The 18,351-nt window shown below is 33.0% G+C and carries 16 protein-coding genes and 1 pseudogene; 5 read left to right on the top strand and 12 right to left on the bottom strand.

The window, feature by feature from the left end:
- Positions 1-61: 61 nt before the first annotated feature.
- Positions 62-382 (top strand): antibiotic biosynthesis monooxygenase family protein, encoded by a 321-nt coding sequence (locus SH09_RS10355; RefSeq protein WP_042739573.1) that lies wholly within the window; start codon positions 62-64, stop codon positions 380-382.
- 213 nt (positions 383-595) lie between these two features.
- Here SH09_RS10355 and SH09_RS10350 read toward each other — a convergent pair whose 3' ends face one another.
- From SH09_RS10350 to SH09_RS10325, 7 genes and pseudogenes are all read right to left on the bottom strand, one after another.
- Positions 596-1,519 (bottom strand): AEC family transporter, encoded by a 924-nt coding sequence (locus SH09_RS10350; protein WP_042739572.1) that lies wholly within the window; start codon positions 1,517-1,519, stop codon positions 596-598.
- 439 nt (positions 1,520-1,958) lie between these two features.
- Positions 1,959-2,045, bottom strand: a pseudogene (locus tag SH09_RS17020) (hypothetical protein); the annotation flags it as partial.
- Positions 2,046-2,287: 242 nt separating this feature from the next.
- Entirely contained in the window at positions 2,288-2,782 is a 495-nt protein-coding gene (locus tag SH09_RS10345; protein WP_052495435.1) for a DUF4064 domain-containing protein, read from the bottom strand.
- A 388-nt stretch (positions 2,783-3,170) separates the two neighbouring features.
- Positions 3,171-3,632 carry a MarR family winged helix-turn-helix transcriptional regulator gene (locus SH09_RS10340; RefSeq protein WP_042739571.1) on the bottom strand — a complete coding sequence of 154 codons (462 nt, stop codon included), beginning with the start codon at positions 3,630-3,632 and terminating at the stop codon, positions 3,171-3,173.
- 25 nt (positions 3,633-3,657) lie between these two features.
- On the bottom strand, positions 3,658-5,091 hold the full coding sequence (locus tag SH09_RS10335) for a YhgE/Pip family protein (protein WP_042739570.1): 1,434 nt from the start codon (positions 5,089-5,091) through the stop codon (positions 3,658-3,660).
- A 252-nt stretch (positions 5,092-5,343) separates the two neighbouring features.
- Positions 5,344-5,814, bottom strand: coding sequence for a peptide-methionine (S)-S-oxide reductase (locus SH09_RS10330; RefSeq protein ID WP_042739569.1), 471 nt, complete (start codon positions 5,812-5,814; stop codon positions 5,344-5,346).
- 136 nt (positions 5,815-5,950) lie between these two features.
- Positions 5,951-7,024, bottom strand: coding sequence for a M20 family metallopeptidase (locus tag SH09_RS10325; RefSeq protein WP_042739568.1), 1,074 nt, complete (start codon positions 7,022-7,024; stop codon positions 5,951-5,953).
- Positions 7,025-7,256: 232 nt separating this feature from the next.
- On the opposite strand from SH09_RS10325, the gene SH09_RS10320 reads away from it, so the two are divergent.
- From SH09_RS10320 to SH09_RS10310, 3 genes are read left to right on the top strand one after another with little or no spacing between them, the layout of a single operon-like run.
- Positions 7,257-8,696, top strand: a complete 1,440-nt coding sequence (locus SH09_RS10320; protein WP_042739567.1) for an NAD-dependent succinate-semialdehyde dehydrogenase — start codon at positions 7,257-7,259, stop codon at positions 8,694-8,696.
- Between the two features lie 20 nt (positions 8,697-8,716).
- On the top strand, positions 8,717-10,129 hold the full coding sequence (locus SH09_RS10315) for a glutamine synthetase family protein (protein WP_042739566.1): 1,413 nt from the start codon (positions 8,717-8,719) through the stop codon (positions 10,127-10,129).
- 21 nt (positions 10,130-10,150) lie between these two features.
- Complete coding sequence (locus SH09_RS10310) at positions 10,151-10,918, top strand: SDR family NAD(P)-dependent oxidoreductase (protein WP_042739565.1); 768 nt, start codon at positions 10,151-10,153, stop codon at positions 10,916-10,918.
- 125 nt (positions 10,919-11,043) lie between these two features.
- On the opposite strand, the gene eutH is transcribed toward SH09_RS10310, so the two are convergent.
- The 3 genes from eutH to SH09_RS10295 form a co-directional block, all read right to left on the bottom strand.
- Positions 11,044-12,279 carry an ethanolamine utilization protein EutH gene (eutH, locus tag SH09_RS10305; protein WP_042739564.1) on the bottom strand — a complete coding sequence of 412 codons (1,236 nt, stop codon included), beginning with the start codon at positions 12,277-12,279 and terminating at the stop codon, positions 11,044-11,046.
- Between the two features lie 105 nt (positions 12,280-12,384).
- Complete coding sequence (locus SH09_RS10300; protein ID WP_082039214.1) at positions 12,385-12,954, bottom strand: ANTAR domain-containing response regulator; 570 nt, start codon at positions 12,952-12,954, stop codon at positions 12,385-12,387.
- Positions 12,932-14,374 (bottom strand): sensor histidine kinase, encoded by a 1,443-nt coding sequence (locus SH09_RS10295; RefSeq protein WP_235307504.1) that lies wholly within the window; start codon positions 14,372-14,374, stop codon positions 12,932-12,934. Before SH09_RS10295 ends, SH09_RS10300 begins: the two co-directional genes overlap by 23 nt.
- A gap of 400 nt (positions 14,375-14,774) precedes the next feature.
- Here SH09_RS10295 and trhO point away from each other — a divergent pair, with 400 nt between their 5' ends.
- A complete protein-coding gene (gene trhO, locus SH09_RS10290; protein ID WP_042739561.1) occupies positions 14,775-15,728 on the top strand; it encodes an oxygen-dependent tRNA uridine(34) hydroxylase TrhO in 954 nt (317 codons plus the stop codon).
- Positions 15,729-16,050: 322 nt separating this feature from the next.
- On the opposite strand, the gene SH09_RS10285 is transcribed toward trhO, so the two are convergent.
- Both SH09_RS10285 and SH09_RS10280 read right to left on the bottom strand, forming a co-directional pair.
- Positions 16,051-16,890: a YitT family protein gene (locus tag SH09_RS10285; protein ID WP_042739560.1), complete on the bottom strand. Its 840-nt coding sequence runs from the start codon at positions 16,888-16,890 to the stop codon at positions 16,051-16,053.
- A gap of 218 nt (positions 16,891-17,108) precedes the next feature.
- Positions 17,109-18,197 (bottom strand): flavin monoamine oxidase family protein, encoded by a 1,089-nt coding sequence (locus SH09_RS10280; RefSeq protein WP_042739559.1) that lies wholly within the window; start codon positions 18,195-18,197, stop codon positions 17,109-17,111.
- Between the last annotated feature and the right edge of the window lie 154 nt (positions 18,198-18,351).

Below are 18,351 nucleotides of genomic sequence, written 5' to 3'. Positions count from 1 at the left end.
ACTAGAGAAAAAAATTTAAAAGTGCTAGCATTAATAAATATTTAACTTTAGGAGGAAATACATGTTTATTACAGAAGTCGCATTTTCTACAAATAAAGAAAATGAAGATAGATTATACAATAAAGCCAAAAAGAATTTAGCTGAATTAAACGACAACGTTAAAGGGCTCATTGATGCTGAAGTGTGGACGAAATCAAAGGCTGATGAAGTTGAATATGTCATTGTTAGTAAGTGGCAAGAGAAAAAAGATTTCCAAACTTGGGTAGCAAGACCTGAACACGTCGAAGAACATAAAGAAATGAATAAAAAAATTAAAAGCGGCGAAAGTGAACCAAGTCCATTCAAAAAAGTATTAAAGCAATATTCTGTTGTAGAATTTTAAATTTATAGCATTTTAATATAATATCTAAAGTTGTACTTAAACATATGCTTTAGATATAAAGAAATGGAGCAGTACAGATGTCGATTGGACAAATCGATTTACTGATACTACTCCATTTTTTCGTACATATTCCTATGTTAGATTATGCTTAAGTATTTCTTGAACACTGCATATTCAGCATAAATTCACTGCATATGAGTTCATTAATTCGGTTTAAAATAATAACTTTGAGCAGTAGATGACCACAACAACTGTCACAGAACTTAATAACGTGGATAAAAAGACAATTTCAGCTGCTAACTCTGGGTGATTATCATATTCTTGGGCAATCACAGAACTATTGACAGACGTTGGCATCGCAGAAGTGATGAATAACGCTTGAGCAATCACACCCTCAAGTCCCATCAATTCAATAATTCCCCAGGCAATAATTGGTCCAATTACTAGTCTTACAAAAATAAAGGCATATGCTGCAGACCATTTAAAGCTAAATTTAATTCTCGCAATTTGTGCACCTAACATCAACAAAGCAATCGCGATCATAGCGTCTGCCACGTAATTTGCAGGTGTCCAGATAAATTTAGGGATGGGAACATGTGTATAATTCAAGATGATTGCCAATAATAAGGCATAAAGTACAGGCATTTTAAAGTAACCCAATAATGCCTTTAACTTTCCGATACGCAATGATTGAATTGCGAACACACCGTATGAAAAGGTAAAGATATTTTGCATGGATAACACCAATACCTGAACAGACATTGCTAATGGATCCCCTTTAAATACAAGATCATTTACCGGGACACCATAATTTCCAGAATTAAAAAAGAGCACACTGTTAGTCAAAGTAGTTACTTCCCCTTTGTCACCTTTTGAAAATTTAGCAAGTAATCGCCCAATGATATATAAAACAATTATGTATAATACAAAAAATACAACTATGTAAAATAATAAACTCAAAGCAAAATGGGTCTTATAGAATTTAACAAAAATAAATCCAGGTACAAAGACATAAATATTTAACTTTGCTAAAGTGTTTAAATCTAAATCAAATTTATGCTGCAGTATAAATCCTAAAATTATCATAATAAAAATAGGCAATAATACCGTTTCTAAAATATATAACATTTCACTCACAACATAACCCCCTTTGCTTAAAATTATACATGAGATAGTTACGTTTGTAATAAAAAGGGAACCTAATAACCATAAATTTGACCGGACAAAACCAATTAATATATACATACTACTTCTCAATAATTTGAAAAATGTTTCATGTAAAACATTTACTAAATAATGCATCGACATTATCATTCATTTCTCATAACTCTAAAACATTGATATAGCAACATTTATTGAGCATCTCGCATGTCTCACGTTAGACAACCCTCAGTGTTACCTCCTCATGATAACCATCAAGTTGCATTAGTTAACCTTTAATTTATTATAAGCTTGGTGATTACTGTCAAAATAATAGATGTACTAAGTAACAGTATAATCAATAAAAAAACTGCATCTAAAAAACTGATATCAGTTTCTAAATGCAGCATTTCATTTATATATTTACCATAAATTATTTCTTACGGTTTCTTTTTTTCTCTTCTAAAATTGCCATCACTATAAAACCAACTACTAGAAGGGGTGATAGCATTACTAATACCATCATTTGTCTCACCTCATTTAAAACTGTGTAATGATCAATATAAAAGTGACGCTACAGTCAGTTACAATACACGACCGAAATGTCATCTTTTTCATTTTGCTCCCCCACGGTTTCATTGAGTAATACCACAATGAATAAGTTAATCATAGCCCATTTAATAACTTTAAGTCACTTGATATGAGTCGTTAAACGCGACTGATTCTGTTTAACGTTTGATAATACTATTGTGCTAAATAAACACTTTAATATTTGTAGTCATTATCTGAATCTTTTTTATTAAGAGACTCAAAAGATGACAAATCACTATTATCTTCTGTTGTTGCTGTGTGATTATAGTGATTCGGTTGTTTAGGCTTTTTAACTAATAGCATAATTGCGGCAACAATCCATAAAATTGCGTTTATCCAATTTCCTAATAGCGATAGAACCCCCGCAATAATTAATAAAATTGCTGCTGCTTTAGGTTTCTTACCAATTAAGATTGCACCAATCAAAGCAATGATTAACACTACAATGGCATAAATTAAACCGATTCCTAACATGCCTACTAACATATTCATACCATCATTGGCATTTGTCGTTGTAATCGTTGGATCTTCTTGTTGCATTGCGTTAATTGCAGATTGTTTAAAGTCATCAGTACCGATTAAAGGGAACATAAATCCGATAAATATAACGCCAATAATTTGTAAAGCAACTCCAATCCAAGCGAGTATTTTTTCTGCAGTTCGTTTCATTATAAAGTACCTCCTACATCCATATTTAATTATTTCAAAAAAAGACATAATGCAAAATTATAAGCTATTTAAAATTCAAAACGCTTTAATTCAAGTATACTAATCTCTAAACTAGAAGTCTATTTCACATCTCCGATAATACGTAATTACTTACTATTTATTAAGTAATTAAAGACATCATTGCATCTATTTTTTGTATATTTAAGTTGCGTATTGCTTTACTCGCTCATCTAGGTGATGGATAGCTTCTTGGTCTCGACACGCATTTTACTCCTTCTAACGTCACGCTCATCATACTCAACATCTATAATTATGATTATAAAAATAGCTATGGAGCAATCTATCATCATAAATTGCTCCATAGCTTGTCTTAAAAATGTTTGATTTACTATGCTTTACGCTTACGCTCACTGAATGCATTCTCGATCATATATAATTGATCGACAAAGTGTTCTACCTCTTCTAATGTGAATTTGTCACCGATACGTTCCTTTACAGCTTTAGTCATCTGTGTAGTTGCCTCTTGTAAAAATTCCGCACCTTCATCACTTAATTGAATTAATTTGATTCGCTTATTGTCAGAATATGCACGTTGAACATAGCCCATTTCTTCTAATTTCCCAATACGTTTTGAAGCCGCCGTCTTAAATATATTCTGCAACGTCGCAAGTTCGTTAATTGTAACTTTACCTTCTGTTTGAATAATTCTCATCGCTTCAATTTGTTCCCTAGAAAGCAAGTTACTTACACCCGTTTCCTTCACTACCTCAATAATCTCTTTATTCAGTCTCAACATCACTATTTGAAATTTTGTTATAGCTTCTTCAATCTTGCTATCAACATGTTCCATTTATTTCTCCCCTTAAATCCAATGCTTATTTAAATTGCATTGAAAATGGTAGTCTATCTCGTTTATTAAACCATAATAGAATTAAATATTGCAATATCATCATTACTACGATAATACCAACTAATACACCAATTACAAAGCTAAAGTTGAAGTGACCAGCATTTGTAAAGATTGCTTCTCTATATCCTTGGATAGCATAAGTCATAGGTGAGAATGGATGAATCCATCTAAAGAATTTAGCTGACATTTCAATTGGGAACATACCTTCACTCGCACTCAATTGTAATATCAACAGTATCATTGATAAGAACAGACCAATTCTGTCTAAGAACAAGCCTAGGAATGTCGTAATTGTTATTGCTGCAATCGCCCATAAAATTCCTGTTATCAAGAATTGGCCGATATTATCTATAGACATATCGAAAACGAAGATAACCCAACAGCTCATAAATAGCGCTGCTAATGAACCTTGTACGATATACAATAACAATTTACCTATTGCTTGTTTAAATGATGATATATCACGACTTAAAGTTTTGCGTAATGGATAAATTGCACTAAACGAAACTGCCACAACGAATAAACTTACGCTCGCCATATATGGCACGATTGTTTCACCGTATTTATCCGCTTCTGTAGGGTTGTTTTCATCAATTTTTGTCACTTTATTTAAAGCTTTTTCATTTTTACTTTCGAATGATTTATCTTCTTGTTGTGAAATTGAATTGTCAATTTGTTGTTTTAATTGATCATTGTTTGATTTTAATTGATTTAAACCATCTGTTACTTGTTGGTTACCAGATTCTAACTGTTGTGCTGGTTGACCTACAGCTGGTTCTAATTGTTTTAAGCCATCTGTTACTTGTTGATTACCACTAATTAATTGTGATTCTGCATTTGACATTTTGCCTAATGCATCAGAAGTATCTTGATAACCAGACTGTGATTTTTTAGTACCTGCAAATAATTGATTTAGATATTTTGAACGAATATCATCTTTCAATGTTGTTGTAACTTTATCAAGTGCTTTTTGTGCAGTTTGACTCTCAGTATAACTTGAACCAGGGTTAACTTGTGTCTCTAATTTAATTTTCTTAGGATGCTTATCTAATAATGTTGTTGTATTATGAGAAGCATTTTTAGGAATAATGATTGTCCCAGCACTTTTACCTTTATTTAATTCATTCTGTGCTTTTTCTTCAGAAACTTCTTGGAACTTAAACTTATCATTATCTTTAAGTTTGTCGACTAAATCATCGCCCACTGTAATCTTTTTACCATTCATCTTTGCTGATTCATCATGATTGACTACAGATATTTTCAACTGGTCAGTCTTATCGTATGGGTCCCAAATTGAACCAACAAAAAAGGCAACATATAATAATGATACCAATGCAATTGAAACAAGAGAGACGATCAACATCTTATTTCTAAATATAAATTTGAACTCATTGAACATATTTTGAACCTTCCTTTTCTAAAAATGTACACCCCATGTACCATAAGGGCAAAATGATACCCAATATCGAGGGTAGTCTATATTGGATATACAAAGTCTTTTATTATTTTTTACGAAAAGGGCAACTTTTAAATTAGTACACCCCATGTACATTCTAAAATATTACGCTCATCTTTTTTATATGTCAAGACATCAAATATATTTTCTTAATATAATTTTATATTGATAACAAATCCATTGTAATATCCTGTCCTATTTATATTTATCCATTAATTTTCGTGGGATATGACAATAGTCATCCTGAAATTTATCTAATCGATCTTGGTGAATTTCTGCACTTCTTACATAATTAGACAAAGGTAAGACTTCCACTGCAATTTCTGCATGGTCTGTCCTATTATTTATAAATGCTTGCGCAGCTTCAAGATGTTGTTTATTTTCACTATATACTCCGGTTCGGTACTTAGGTCCAACATCATCTCCTTGTTGATTGATACTGTATGGATCTATAATCTCAAAAAAATATGACATTAACTGCTCAACATCACTAACCTCCGGCTGGAAGACTGTCTTTACACACTCCGCATAACCATCATATGCTCCATCTACGGTATTGGTCGAACCGTTCACTCTTCCCGCTTCAGTCTCCACAACACCCGGCAATGTCTTAAGAAAAGCTTGTACTCCCCATAAACAACCACCTGCTAAATAAATAGTTTCCATAACTTATGCCTCCCATACACAATTACTACTTTAACCTCTATAACTTAAAATAATTTCTAACTACATCTTCAAATAACAATATAAATTCAAGTCCAACTTACTCGAATTAGTATTGTTATTCAAATCTATATTAGTATTACTTATCAAAATGTTCAGCAAAGTTTACTAAAATATCTTTGTAAGATTTTACTGAAGCTATCTCTACATATTCACCATCACCATGCCATTCAGCCCCTGTCGGACCGAATTCAATTGCAGGTACATCAAATCTTGAGAAATACCTTGTATCTGCAAAACCATGCTGTCCAAAAACAGCTACATTGTCACTATCCATTGATTCTTTTATAGTATTTTCCAAACGCTTTATATACTTATGATTAACATCATTCTGTACTGCTGGACCTACTAGATGTAATTGAATATCTCCATTAGTTATACCTTTAATTTGTGAGAGTATTTCCTCATAATCTTGTGAAGGCAAATATCGAATATCATATGATACTTTACATTTATCTGGAACTTTATTATATACATCCCCTCCATTTATTTTAGCCAAATTAATTGAAGGCTCTTTATAAATGTCTGTAGCTTCTTGAGCAAATGGTAATGTTAGAATATCATCATGTAGTTTAAGCGCCTTAGCAATAGCATTTTCTCCTTCCCATGGTCTACTACTATGAGCAGATTCACCCTTTAATGTAATATCAAACTGAAGAATTCCTTTTGCTTGAAATCCTATACCTAATTGAGTCGCTTCACCACAAATAACAAAATCTCCTAAAAATCCCTCTTCTGTTAAATATGCTGCACAATGTTTACCGCCTATTTCTTCATCAGAAACTAATTGTAATTGAACAGTTGTATCTCCTAAATCAATGTGTTGTAACTCGCTCATTGCTACCATCATAGCACTTACTCCAGATTTCATATCTGCAGAACCACGTCCATAAATCTTGCCATTTTTAATTTTGGGAGTGAATTGTTCAGGCCTTCCACTAACGACATCAACATGACCATTTAGCACAAGTTTGTGTTTTCCTTCCCCGACTTCGCATAACAACATTTTATATCCATCATTAGTTAAAATTTCTGGCTGTAATTGTTCTTTTTCCAACCAATCATAACAGTATTGAATTGTTTCATTCGCAGTTTCTTTATCCGAACTATTATAAGAAATTAAATCCGTTAATAAGTCTATCGTCTTTGACATAAAACGAACCTCCTTCAAGGTTAAAATTTTCTCACAGTATAATTGATTGTCTGAAAATTGACAAGGTTTTGAAAATTTAGTAACATTTAATCAACTTGGGAGATATTTCACCCATAAAGTAATTATTGTTCTTTAAAAGTAAATATATATATATAGCAATGGAGCTTATACAATAGACATTTCGTGTCGTATTGTGTGAGCTCTTTTTTTATATTCAAAGGGGGAAGTTTAAATGAGTTATAACTACAATCACAACTGGATTAATGGAAATAAAATTACAACTAGTGATGGTATTAAAGTCATCAATCCTGCTACAGGTGATGTAATAGGAGAAGTCCCGAAAATTTCTGAACATGAAGTCAATGATGCAATTGTCGCAGCACACACTGCATTTAAATCATGGTCAAACTATACTGCCGAATATCGGGCTGACATCTTAGAGCAATGGGCTCAGAATTTAATTTCTAAACAAGATGAACTAGCACATATTATGAGTGAAGAACAAGGTAAACCATATGCAGAAGCTTATGGGGAGATTGGTGTTTGTGCTAAATTTATTCGATGGAATGCTGAAGAAGGAAAAAGAATCTACGGAGAAATCATTCCACCTTCTTCACCACAACAACGTATTTCAGTAATTAAACAACCTGTGGGTGTATGTGGACTCATTACACCTTGGAATTTCCCAGGTGCGATGATTGCACGTAAAGTAGCGCCTGCTTTAGCTGCTGGCTGTACAGTTATTGTTAAGCCTTCAAGTGAAACGCCACGAATTGCGATTGCCATTTTTGATGAGTTAATGCGTACTGATATCGATAATGGTGTAGCAAATATTGTAACAGGTAGCTCTTCAATGATTTCTAATACACTATTTAGTAACCCTAAAATTCGAAAGATTTCATTTACCGGTTCAACTACAATAGGTAAGCAGTTAATGAAGCAAGCTGCTGATCAAGTTAAACGAATTTCACTTGAATTAGGTGGCAATGCGCCCACTATTGTCTTACCAGATGCCAATTTAGACATTGCAGCTGACGCCATCGTAGAAAATAAATTCGAAAACACAGGTCAAATGTGTAACGGCATAAATACAGTGCTTGTTCATGAAGATATACAAGATGAAATCACAGAAAAAATAGCAACTCGAGTTCAACAATTAAAAGTTGGTATTGGTACAGACGACGGCGTACAGGTGGGGCCTTTGATAAATAAAGCTGCTGTTGATAAAGTTGAACATCTCGTTGCAGATGCTACTCAAAATGGTGCCAATATCAAAGTAGGTGGCCACAAACTTCCAATTTCAAGTAATGGCTTATTCTATCAACCAACAGTTATAACAAACGTCAATCCTTCGATGGCTATTGCTCAAGATGAAATTTTCGGGCCAGTTGCACCTATCATTACATTTAAGAGTATTGATGAAGCAATAGAAATTGCGAATGCCTCACAGTTTGGTCTTGCAGCATACTTCTTCTCAAATAATATTAATACAATTTACAAAATATCTGAGCAATTAGAATTTGGAATGATTGGTGTAAATGGTACCCAACTTAGTGTACCTCAAGCACCATTTGGAGGTATCAAAGAAAGTGGTATGGGTCGCGAAGGTGGTCACCACGGATTAGATGGTTTCTTAGAGTTAAAATATATCTCACTATCGTTACAAGAATAAATGCTAAAGGGGTAGATATTATGATTAATGAAATTCACGATACACATGATGATAATAATGTAACTGGCAGTATTTCGAAAGAAAAATTATTAGAACTTGTAAAAAACGAATCAATAGATACAGTTGTGCTTGGTTTTTGCGATATGCAAGGACGTTTAATGGGCAAGCGTATTACTGGTGATTTCATCTTAGAAAATGATATTTCAGAAGGAACTCATTTTTGTAACTATCTCTTAGGTACTAACTTTGAAATGGATACCGATGATGGTTATGAATACATGAATTGGGATAAAGGATACGGCGATTATCTAGCCAAACCAGATTGGGATACTTTAAAAGTAGTACCTTGGTTAGAAAAAACAGCTCTTGTGTTCTGTGATGTGTATACTGTTGATGGAGAAGAACAAATTAAGATTGCTCCAAGGAACATACTAAAAGAACAGGTTAAAAAAGCCGAAAGCTATGGATTGTCGCCACATATGGCAAGTGAATTAGAATTTTACCTGTTTAATGATTCATTTTCAGATATAAATAAAAAAGGCTATAGTAAATTAGAACCTGCTGGTCACTTAAATGAAGATTATAACTTATTACAAGGCACTAAAAACGAGCCTATTTACCAAGAAATACGTAAACAAATGCATTTAATGGGGATTACGATTGAATCATCTAAGGGTGAAGCATACAAAGGACAACACGAAATTAACTTAAAGTACGCAGATGCCCTCAAGGCTGCAGATCAACATCTCATGTTTAAACACGGAATGAAAGAAATATGTATCCAAAATGATAAATCGGTCACATTTATGGCTAAACCTTATGCTGAGTGGACCGGTTCTAGTGGTCATATTCATCTTAGTATGATGGAAAAAGGAACACACAATAACGCCTTTTATGCAGGTGACAATGCTGAAAATCCTATTTCTGATACATTAAAGCATTTCTTAGCCGGAATTATCAAATATACACGTGATTTCGCACTTATGTTTGCTCCATATATAAATTCATATAAACGATTTGCTCCAAATTCATGGGCACCGGTAAGTATTGCATGGAGTAGAGATAACCGTTCTGCAGGATATCGTATGGTCGGTTGTGGTAACTCATTACGTTTCGAATCTCGAATTTCCGGAGCAGATATGAATCCATATTTAGCATATTCTGCGTTGATTGGTGCTGGACTATATGGTATTGAACATAAAATCCCTTTACCTGATGAACTAAAAGGTAATGCTTATAATCAAGACGCTATCGAACGTATACCGTCATCATTACATGAAGCAATCTTAACTTGGAAAGAAAGCGATGTAGTTAAAGAAGTATTGGGCGAAGATGTAGCTAAACACTATTTACACGCTGCTCAATCTGAGCAAAATGACTTTGACTCTTATGTCACAACTTGGGAACGTTCAAGATATTTCGAACAAAGCTAAAACATGAATGGAGGAATAACAATGAGACTAGAAAATAAAGTTTGTATCATCACAGGTGCCGGTGGTGGCATGGGTAAAGAAGCTGCAAAACGATTTGCTAAAGAAGGTGCAAAGGTCGCAGTCTTTGAAAGAGATAGCACAGCAGGCAAAGAAACCGTTGATGAAATTATTCAAGACGGTGGCCAGGCTTCGTTCTTTAAAGTAGATATTGCCAATGAAAATGATGTAAAACAAGCCGTTCAAAATACCGTCGAAACATATGGCAAAATAGATGTATTGTACAATAATGCAGGTGTGATGCCAGAGGCAGACAATTCAGTAGTTAACACAAGTGAAGATGTTTGGGATTTAGTAATGAATATTAATGTAAAAGGCATTTTCTTTATGACTAAATACGTCATTCCAGAAATGGAGAAGCATAATACTGGGTCAATTATTAACATTGCATCATTTGTCGCAGAAATGGGTTGTTCAGTGCCTCAAGATGCTTACACAGCGTCTAAAGGTGCAGTAGTCTCTCTGACAAAATCATTAGCAATTCAATTCAGACCTAAAGGTATTCGCACAAATGCGATAAGCCCTGGTCCTATAGAAACACCTTTACTCATGGAGTGGCTCGTTTCAGATGAAGATGCTAAGAATGTGCGTTTAGGTAGACAACCTTCTGGACGCTTTGGCAAACCTGAAGATATTGTTAACTGTGCCTTATATTTAGCTTCAGATGAATCTGATTGGACAAACGGAGCTAACATCAATGTAGACGGCGGTATAACTGCAAACTATTTCTAATTGAGATGTACTATAGTATAGCACAACACAAAAGTTAACCTGTTCAACGTTTGTTGGACAGGTTTTTATATTTTAACATTCGTTTTTTATAATATTTATCAATTACAATGATGTGCAGCCATTTATTATTCCTTTTTATATTCATCTAATCCAATAATACCTGCTTGTCGATCAATCCTCTCTAATTTTCTCGCTTTTGGTAAACATAAAATGTAGGCAAATATTATTGATAGGATACCTGCACTTAATTTTCCTATAAGAACAGCTGGAATCAATGTCGGTTGGAAGTTGGCTGTATACGATAAATGATCTCCTAATAAAAATGCTGAACTCACACCAAAGGATATATTAATCACCTTATCTTTTGGTGGCATATCCTTTACCAATTTAAACATTGCTAATATATTAGCAATTGTCGCAATTATACCTGCACTACCAGCTTCACTCAAACCAATTTTCCCTCCCACACGTGTTAATCCATTTGAAAAGTACTTTCTAATCAAGTAAACCATTGGAAAGGCACCAGATAACATAATTGCAATGTTACCAGCATTTTCTAAAGCTCTAAAATTATCCTCTTTATCCGCCATGATTGGATCAAATCCCCACACTCCAAAAACGTGTGTGAAAAATCCTGTAAAAATCTCTACTACAGAACAAACAAAGACAAGTTTGATACAAGTATCCAATATCTTACCAAAAATAATAAACAATTTAATCATCAAATCTGAGAAGAAATATAAACCTATTGCAGTTATAACTACAAAGATAATTAACGGTAACAAATTTAACAATACTGACGTAAAGCTAATAGAGAATACGTGTGTCGCTGCACCTGTTGTACCAATGAAAGTACGCACTTTCATATGACTGAACAGCATAATAGTAGTAGAAACAAATGCCCCAAAAGGTATTGCTAATAAACCAGACAGTATTCCTAGTGCCATATACTTATGATCACGCTTTTCAAGCATTGGTAAGCCTAAAGGAATTGTAAAAACAATTGTTGCCCCTGCCATAAAACCGACAATCATTGCCATTATCCAACCCTCATAGCTCTCTTTTAAAACATCTGCTAATTGATATCCACCCATATCTGTAGCCAATATTGATGTCGCTGCAATTGCTGGATCCGCACCTATTTTGTCGAACATTGGTCCAAATACATGTTCAATAAATTTGGAAATAAACGGTATAGATGCCATTATACCTGCTGAATTTGCAAATATAGGACCAATTGTGTAAATACCTTCCATAAACTCTTTACCAATGCCCCTTTGAGCATCCTTAATCGCTCCAATAGCACCAAGCACCGCACAAATCATAATGATATAAATAATCACTGTACCAATATGTTCCATTTACTCCACCCCATTGTTTTCAAACTATAAAAACACAAAAAGATGCCTACTTGTCACACAAATAAGCACCTTTGCTCTAATATATTCACTTCTAAGTATTATTATTTACGAATCTAATTGTTTGATTACTTTAGCCGCAACTTTTTCAAGTTCAACTTGATGATCCATGCTCAATTTTCTCAATTTTTGATATGCGTCATCTTCTGTGATATTCAATCGTTGCATTATAAGTCCTTTAGCACGTTCAATACGTTTTCTATTTTCAATTTGTTTATATGATTGTGCGACCTCTTGCTTTAAATTACTTAAGCGAAATGACTGAGTTAAAGCTATTTCTACTGCTGGTAGTAATTGTGATTCAGATATAGGTTTAACGATGTAACCAACTATATTGGACTGTTTTGCTTCATTAACAAATTCATTTTGACTATAAGCCGTCAATATCAATATAGGAATATCGTATTTCTTGCTAATAATCTTACTTGCTTTTAAACCATTTAATTTTGGCATTTTAATATCCATGATGATTAAATCTGGCTGTGTCTCTGCTGTAGCTTCAATGGCTTTTTCACCATTGCTCACTGCTGAAACCACATGGTATTTTGCTGTTTTCAACATTTCTACAATGTCGAGTCTCACGATTGATTCGTCTTCAACCACCATAATTTTCTTCATAACCATTGCTCCCCTTGTGTTGAAAATTAACTTTCCCCATTGTGCCAATACGATTTTTCGTCAATTTAAATGATCCCCCCAAATCATTTTCAGTTATCGTATTAATAATATTGAGACCAAACGATTCTTCAAAGTCCAAACTATCCCCGCCATCATCTTGTACCACCAATATCATTTCATTGTCACTATCTATATAAATTAACTTTACATCTATGTTACCAACATCTTTATTATCAAATGCATGTTTAATACAATTAGATATTAATTCATTTGCAATTAATGCTAAAGAAACAGCTGTATTTGACGGTAAAAGAATCGTTTGATTAATATGATACGAGATATGTATTCTACATGCTTCTGAATTATCGTTATATACTAGCATATTGCCTATTTTTTTAATTAATTTTCCTATATTCACTTTATCTGTATGGGATTCATCAAGAATTACTTCATACACTGATGCAATACTTAATATTCGATTTAAACTTTCTTGAAAATATATTTTACTATCGTCAGGCAAGCCTCTCCTCATTTGTAATCTTAGCAAACTAGCTACTGTCTGTAGATTATTCTTAACTCGATGATGTACTTCTCTAATTGCCACAGACTTAGAAATTAGTTCTTTTTCCTTTTCCTTTAAATCGGTAATATCTTGCATCAAAATTAAATGCCCAGTTACTTCATTATGTTCAAATAATCTAATACACTTCACACGAAAATAGCACCCTTCAAATTCTCTTTCTTCTATAGTAATAATCTGACCATCGGTAAGCATATCTTCAATACTTGGAAATAATTCTATAAATGACATGTCTGTTTCACAATTTACACGTAATATCTTTTTCACAAGTTCATCTGCTGTTAAATTGTAATAACGTATATATAAATCTTGATCAATATTAAATATGCTTTCTTCAATCATATCAGGAAAGCCTATTCGACTTTCACTTGATTGAGACACTATTTTACTTAATGTATCCGTTGCTTCTGTGAGTGCCTTTAACTTGTCTTCTTCTAATACTTTATTACTAACATCTTTCTCCATTATAAGAGCACCAATAATTCGCTCATTCACAGCAATCGGCGTTACATTTTGTTCAACAACTCTGCCTTCTTGTGATACCGCTCGATGCTGATAAACTGATTCTCCAGTATCTAACGTCTTAAAAACGGCTGGTTCAAATTTTTTATATACATTCTGAGCTAACACTGATGTTTGATATAACAAATTGTTACTATTAGGCCATGCTTCCGCAACCACAATAAAATGATCAGGTTCAATAGCTGGACAATCTATAAATACAAATGCATTATTTAAGCTCGCTATTTCTGGTAAATGTTTAGCTAACTGTTCAACTTTGTAAATTTCAATTTCTGTTAAATTTGTATACGTATTGCATATTTCTCTTGTACTCTGCACAATACATCATCCCAAACTATAATGTTTTGAATATTCGGATAATTATATTCTTTATCTATTATGTAATTTTGCCCAAAAAATGTCAACGAGAAACCAAAGTGAAAATAACTACCCTGCAATATATTTAAAGCGCTTTATATATTTATTTATTAAAAAATAATACTCAATAAAAATATGATATAAAGGATACTTTACCTATTTCAAAATTTTTGAATTGAATAATACACCTTTTTTGTTACAATATATTGAGGAGAATTTTGTGTTTTTACACAAACTTGCAACGTTGGCATACTTTTCCATAGAAAAAGTAGTTATAAAACTTCATAAATCAAATTAATTTCAATTCACGCTGATCTTAATATAAATTGATAAAAAAAATTAAATAGAAGGAGCATGTAAAATGGATTACAGAGTATTGTTATATTATAAATATACAACAATTGAAGACCCCGAAACATTTGCAACTGAGCACTTAGATTTTTGTAAAGATTTAGAATTAAAAGGCCGTATTTTAGTATCTGGTGAAGGGATTAACGGTACAGTGTCAGGAACTGTAGCAGCAACTGACAAATATATGGAAACTTTAAAAGCCGATCCTCGTTTTGAAGGTATTACCTTTAAAGTTGATGAAGCTGAAGGTCACGCATTCAAGAAAATGCATGTGCGCCCAAGAAATGAAATTGTTGCATTAGACCTAGAAGATGATGTTAATCCAAATGAATTAACAGGAAAATATTTATCTCCAAAAGAATTTAAACAAGCATTATTAGATGATGATACTATCGTTATTGATGCTAGAAATGATTATGAATTTGATTTAGGTCATTTCCGTGGTGCGGTGAGACCAAACATTACTCGCTTTAGAGATTTACCTGACTGGATTAAAGAGAATAAAGAGCAATTTATGGATAAGAAAATCGTTACTTACTGTACTGGTGGTATCCGTTGTGAAAAATTCTCAGGTTTCTTATTAAAAGAAGGCTTTGAAGATGTGGCGCAACTTGAAGGTGGCATCGCAACTTATGGTAAAGACCCAGAGGTTCAAGGTGAATTATGGGACGGTAAAATGTATGTATTTGACGAAAGAATCAGTGTAGACGTAAACCATGTTGAAAAGACAGTTGTCGGTAAAGAATGGTTTGACGGTACACCTTGTGAACGCTACATCAACTGTAGTAATCCAGAGTGTAACAAACAAATTCTAGTTTCTGAAGAAAACGAAGCACGCTATTTAGGTGCTTGTTCACATGAATGTGCTGCTCATGAAAGAAATCGCTATGTAAAAAAACATAATATTAGCGATGTAGAAAAAGCAAGACGTTTAGAAAACTTTAACGCGTTAGTTAATCAATAATCGCTAACTTTTATAATTTGTATCACTATTAAAAAATCAAATAAACAGCCAGTAAATAAGCTTCTATACTTATTTACTGGCTGTTTTATTTATAATATTGCTTAATTTAGACGCACTTGCATAAAATGATCTCATTATCGTATTTGAAAATAGCATTTTATGGACTAGATTATTTGATCTATAAAAATAGCTATGAACAAAGTCTACCATCTTTACTTTCTTCATAGCTTTTTATTACTACAGATGATTTCACTGAATTTTAAAAACGGTTAGTCACAGTTACTATTGAAGACATCTCTTAGACAATATTTTAATAAATTTATTATTGAACCTTCATAAAGCCATTGCCTAAGACATCTCTTACATCATGAATAACCAAAAATGCATTCTCGTCATATATATTAACGATTTTTTTAATTTGTGATAATTGATTTTGAGGTACAACTACGTATAAAATTTTGCTTTCTTTTTGACCATAACCGCCTTCTCCATTTAATAATGTAGAGCCACGACCTGTTTCTTGATTGATTTGACGACTTATTTTAGCATTATAAGCTGACATAATCGTAATTGCCTTCTTCGGATTAAATCCTTCTATTACAAAGGACATACTTTTTTCTACAATAAATAGCATCACGATTGTATAAAGCACGTTTTGTACAGGTAACACTAATAAAAATGATACAACGATTAAAGTATCTAAAATGAATAAAGCTTGAGAAGTCTTAATCTCTGAATATTTATTAATTATTTTGGCAATAACCGATGTACCACCAAGCGTACTACGTGCAGAAATTACAAAACCAGATCCAATACCAATCAACACGCCTGAAAACACTGTATTGATAAAGTCTGAATCTATATTAAGTGTTAGATTCTCAGTCAAGCCAATAAACAACGAACTAGAAATTACAGTGATCAATGTATATACTGCCGTTGTTTTACTTAAAAATTTCCACCCTATTATAATTAAAATGACGTTGATAATAAACGAAGTAATAGCTGGTGACCAACCAAGCGTATACTTTAAATTTAATGATATGCCAACTGTGCCGCCTTCTCCTAAATTAGATGCAATAACAAATGTATTAATGCCAATCGCTATAAGAAATGTCCCCAAAATACAGAAACAGATATTCTTCAAATGTATTCTATACACCATCTTCACAAGCCTCACTTTCTTTATAGTTTAAAGTTACATATGTCTATTCATGATTATGTTATTTAACATAAAAAGAACTTCTTAGCTATCAACTAAAAAGTTCTAATAGATATTTACTTATTAAATTTTTCAACACAAATACACATAGTAATATAATTGCGTAGACATTTCAATTGTAAAAGTTCAACTCACCATAACTTCATATAGGTCGTTTAAAATTATCTTTCTTTTGTCATACTTTGATGTGTTAAATTGTTAAATGTCTGTTCAGCTGAGGCGAGTGCACCTTCAAGATGACCTCCATTTTTTGCATCATATTCTGTACCAGCAAAGTATACATTATCTATGTATGCAGGTGGCTGCCCATAAGTAGGAAAGCTTTCAATATTTAATGTGTCACCTGGCGTTACCGTATAGTCATCCTGCGACCAATCTTTATAATAAAATGCTTTATAGTCTCGCGCTTCTTCACCGAACAATCTCACTAATTGATTGACTACTTTATCCTCAATGCTTGCTAATGTTTCTCTCTTTCGATCAGCTGGTGCTAAACCAAAAAATCCAAATAAGGCACTATCTCCATTAGGTGTGGTTACGTCATAAATTTCACGCAGTGGACCTTGCCAACTTATAACATTACCAGATAGTTCGTCCTTTCTCCAAAATGGTTGATTATATGTAACAACCGCTTTCGCCTGAGCCCCCATCCATGTTGGCTTATTTAATAAATCAACCTTAACTGTTTCTGGTAACTCAGGTGTAAAGTCAATATTCTCAAATAGTAATCTTGGCGGTAAAGTAAATACGACCGCATCAGCATCATAAGTTCGCTCGCCTTCTGTGCGATTGTTTACTGCTGTTACAGTAAATGTCTGATCCTCATTTCGTTTTATAGCAGTAGCACGCGTATTAAGGTCAATATTGATTGTTGGTATGCGCTGGTAAATTGCTTGTACCAAAGCATTCACGCCACCTTCAATTCGTTTACAATAACTGTTAACCTCAGTTGCTTTAATAAACTTTACAGGATTATTGTCACTCAACTCTAACAAACTTTGCCCATTATTATATTGCTCTATCGTCGATAATTGTAATTCTTCTATCAAATCAACAATTTTAGGTTCCTTTTCAGGCCAAAACCATGTTGGTCCTAAATCAAAATAATTTTCGTTAGAAGGTGTTTCTGTTAATACCCGACCACCAATTCTATCTCGTGCTTCAATTATATTAAATGTCACATCAGTATCGGATAATAAATCCGCTAATCTCAAACCACTGATACCACTACCTACAATCAATACATGCATATATAAACCTCTCTTTTTTTGAAAATTCTAATAATTACTTGTTTTATATTCTACTACTTATTCTTCTTTATGAATATAAAACTTTGATAATTACTAAAGATATCTATTTTTAATCTATCAGTTTGCACTATCAATCGTTTAAATTGAAAGGTCG

It is taken from the genome of Staphylococcus gallinarum, from assembly GCF_000875895.1.
Lineage (GTDB): Bacteria > Bacillota > Bacilli > Staphylococcales > Staphylococcaceae > Staphylococcus > Staphylococcus gallinarum.
Note: the sequence above shows the minus strand (reverse complement) of the source record. Positions and strands in the feature narration are given on the sequence as shown.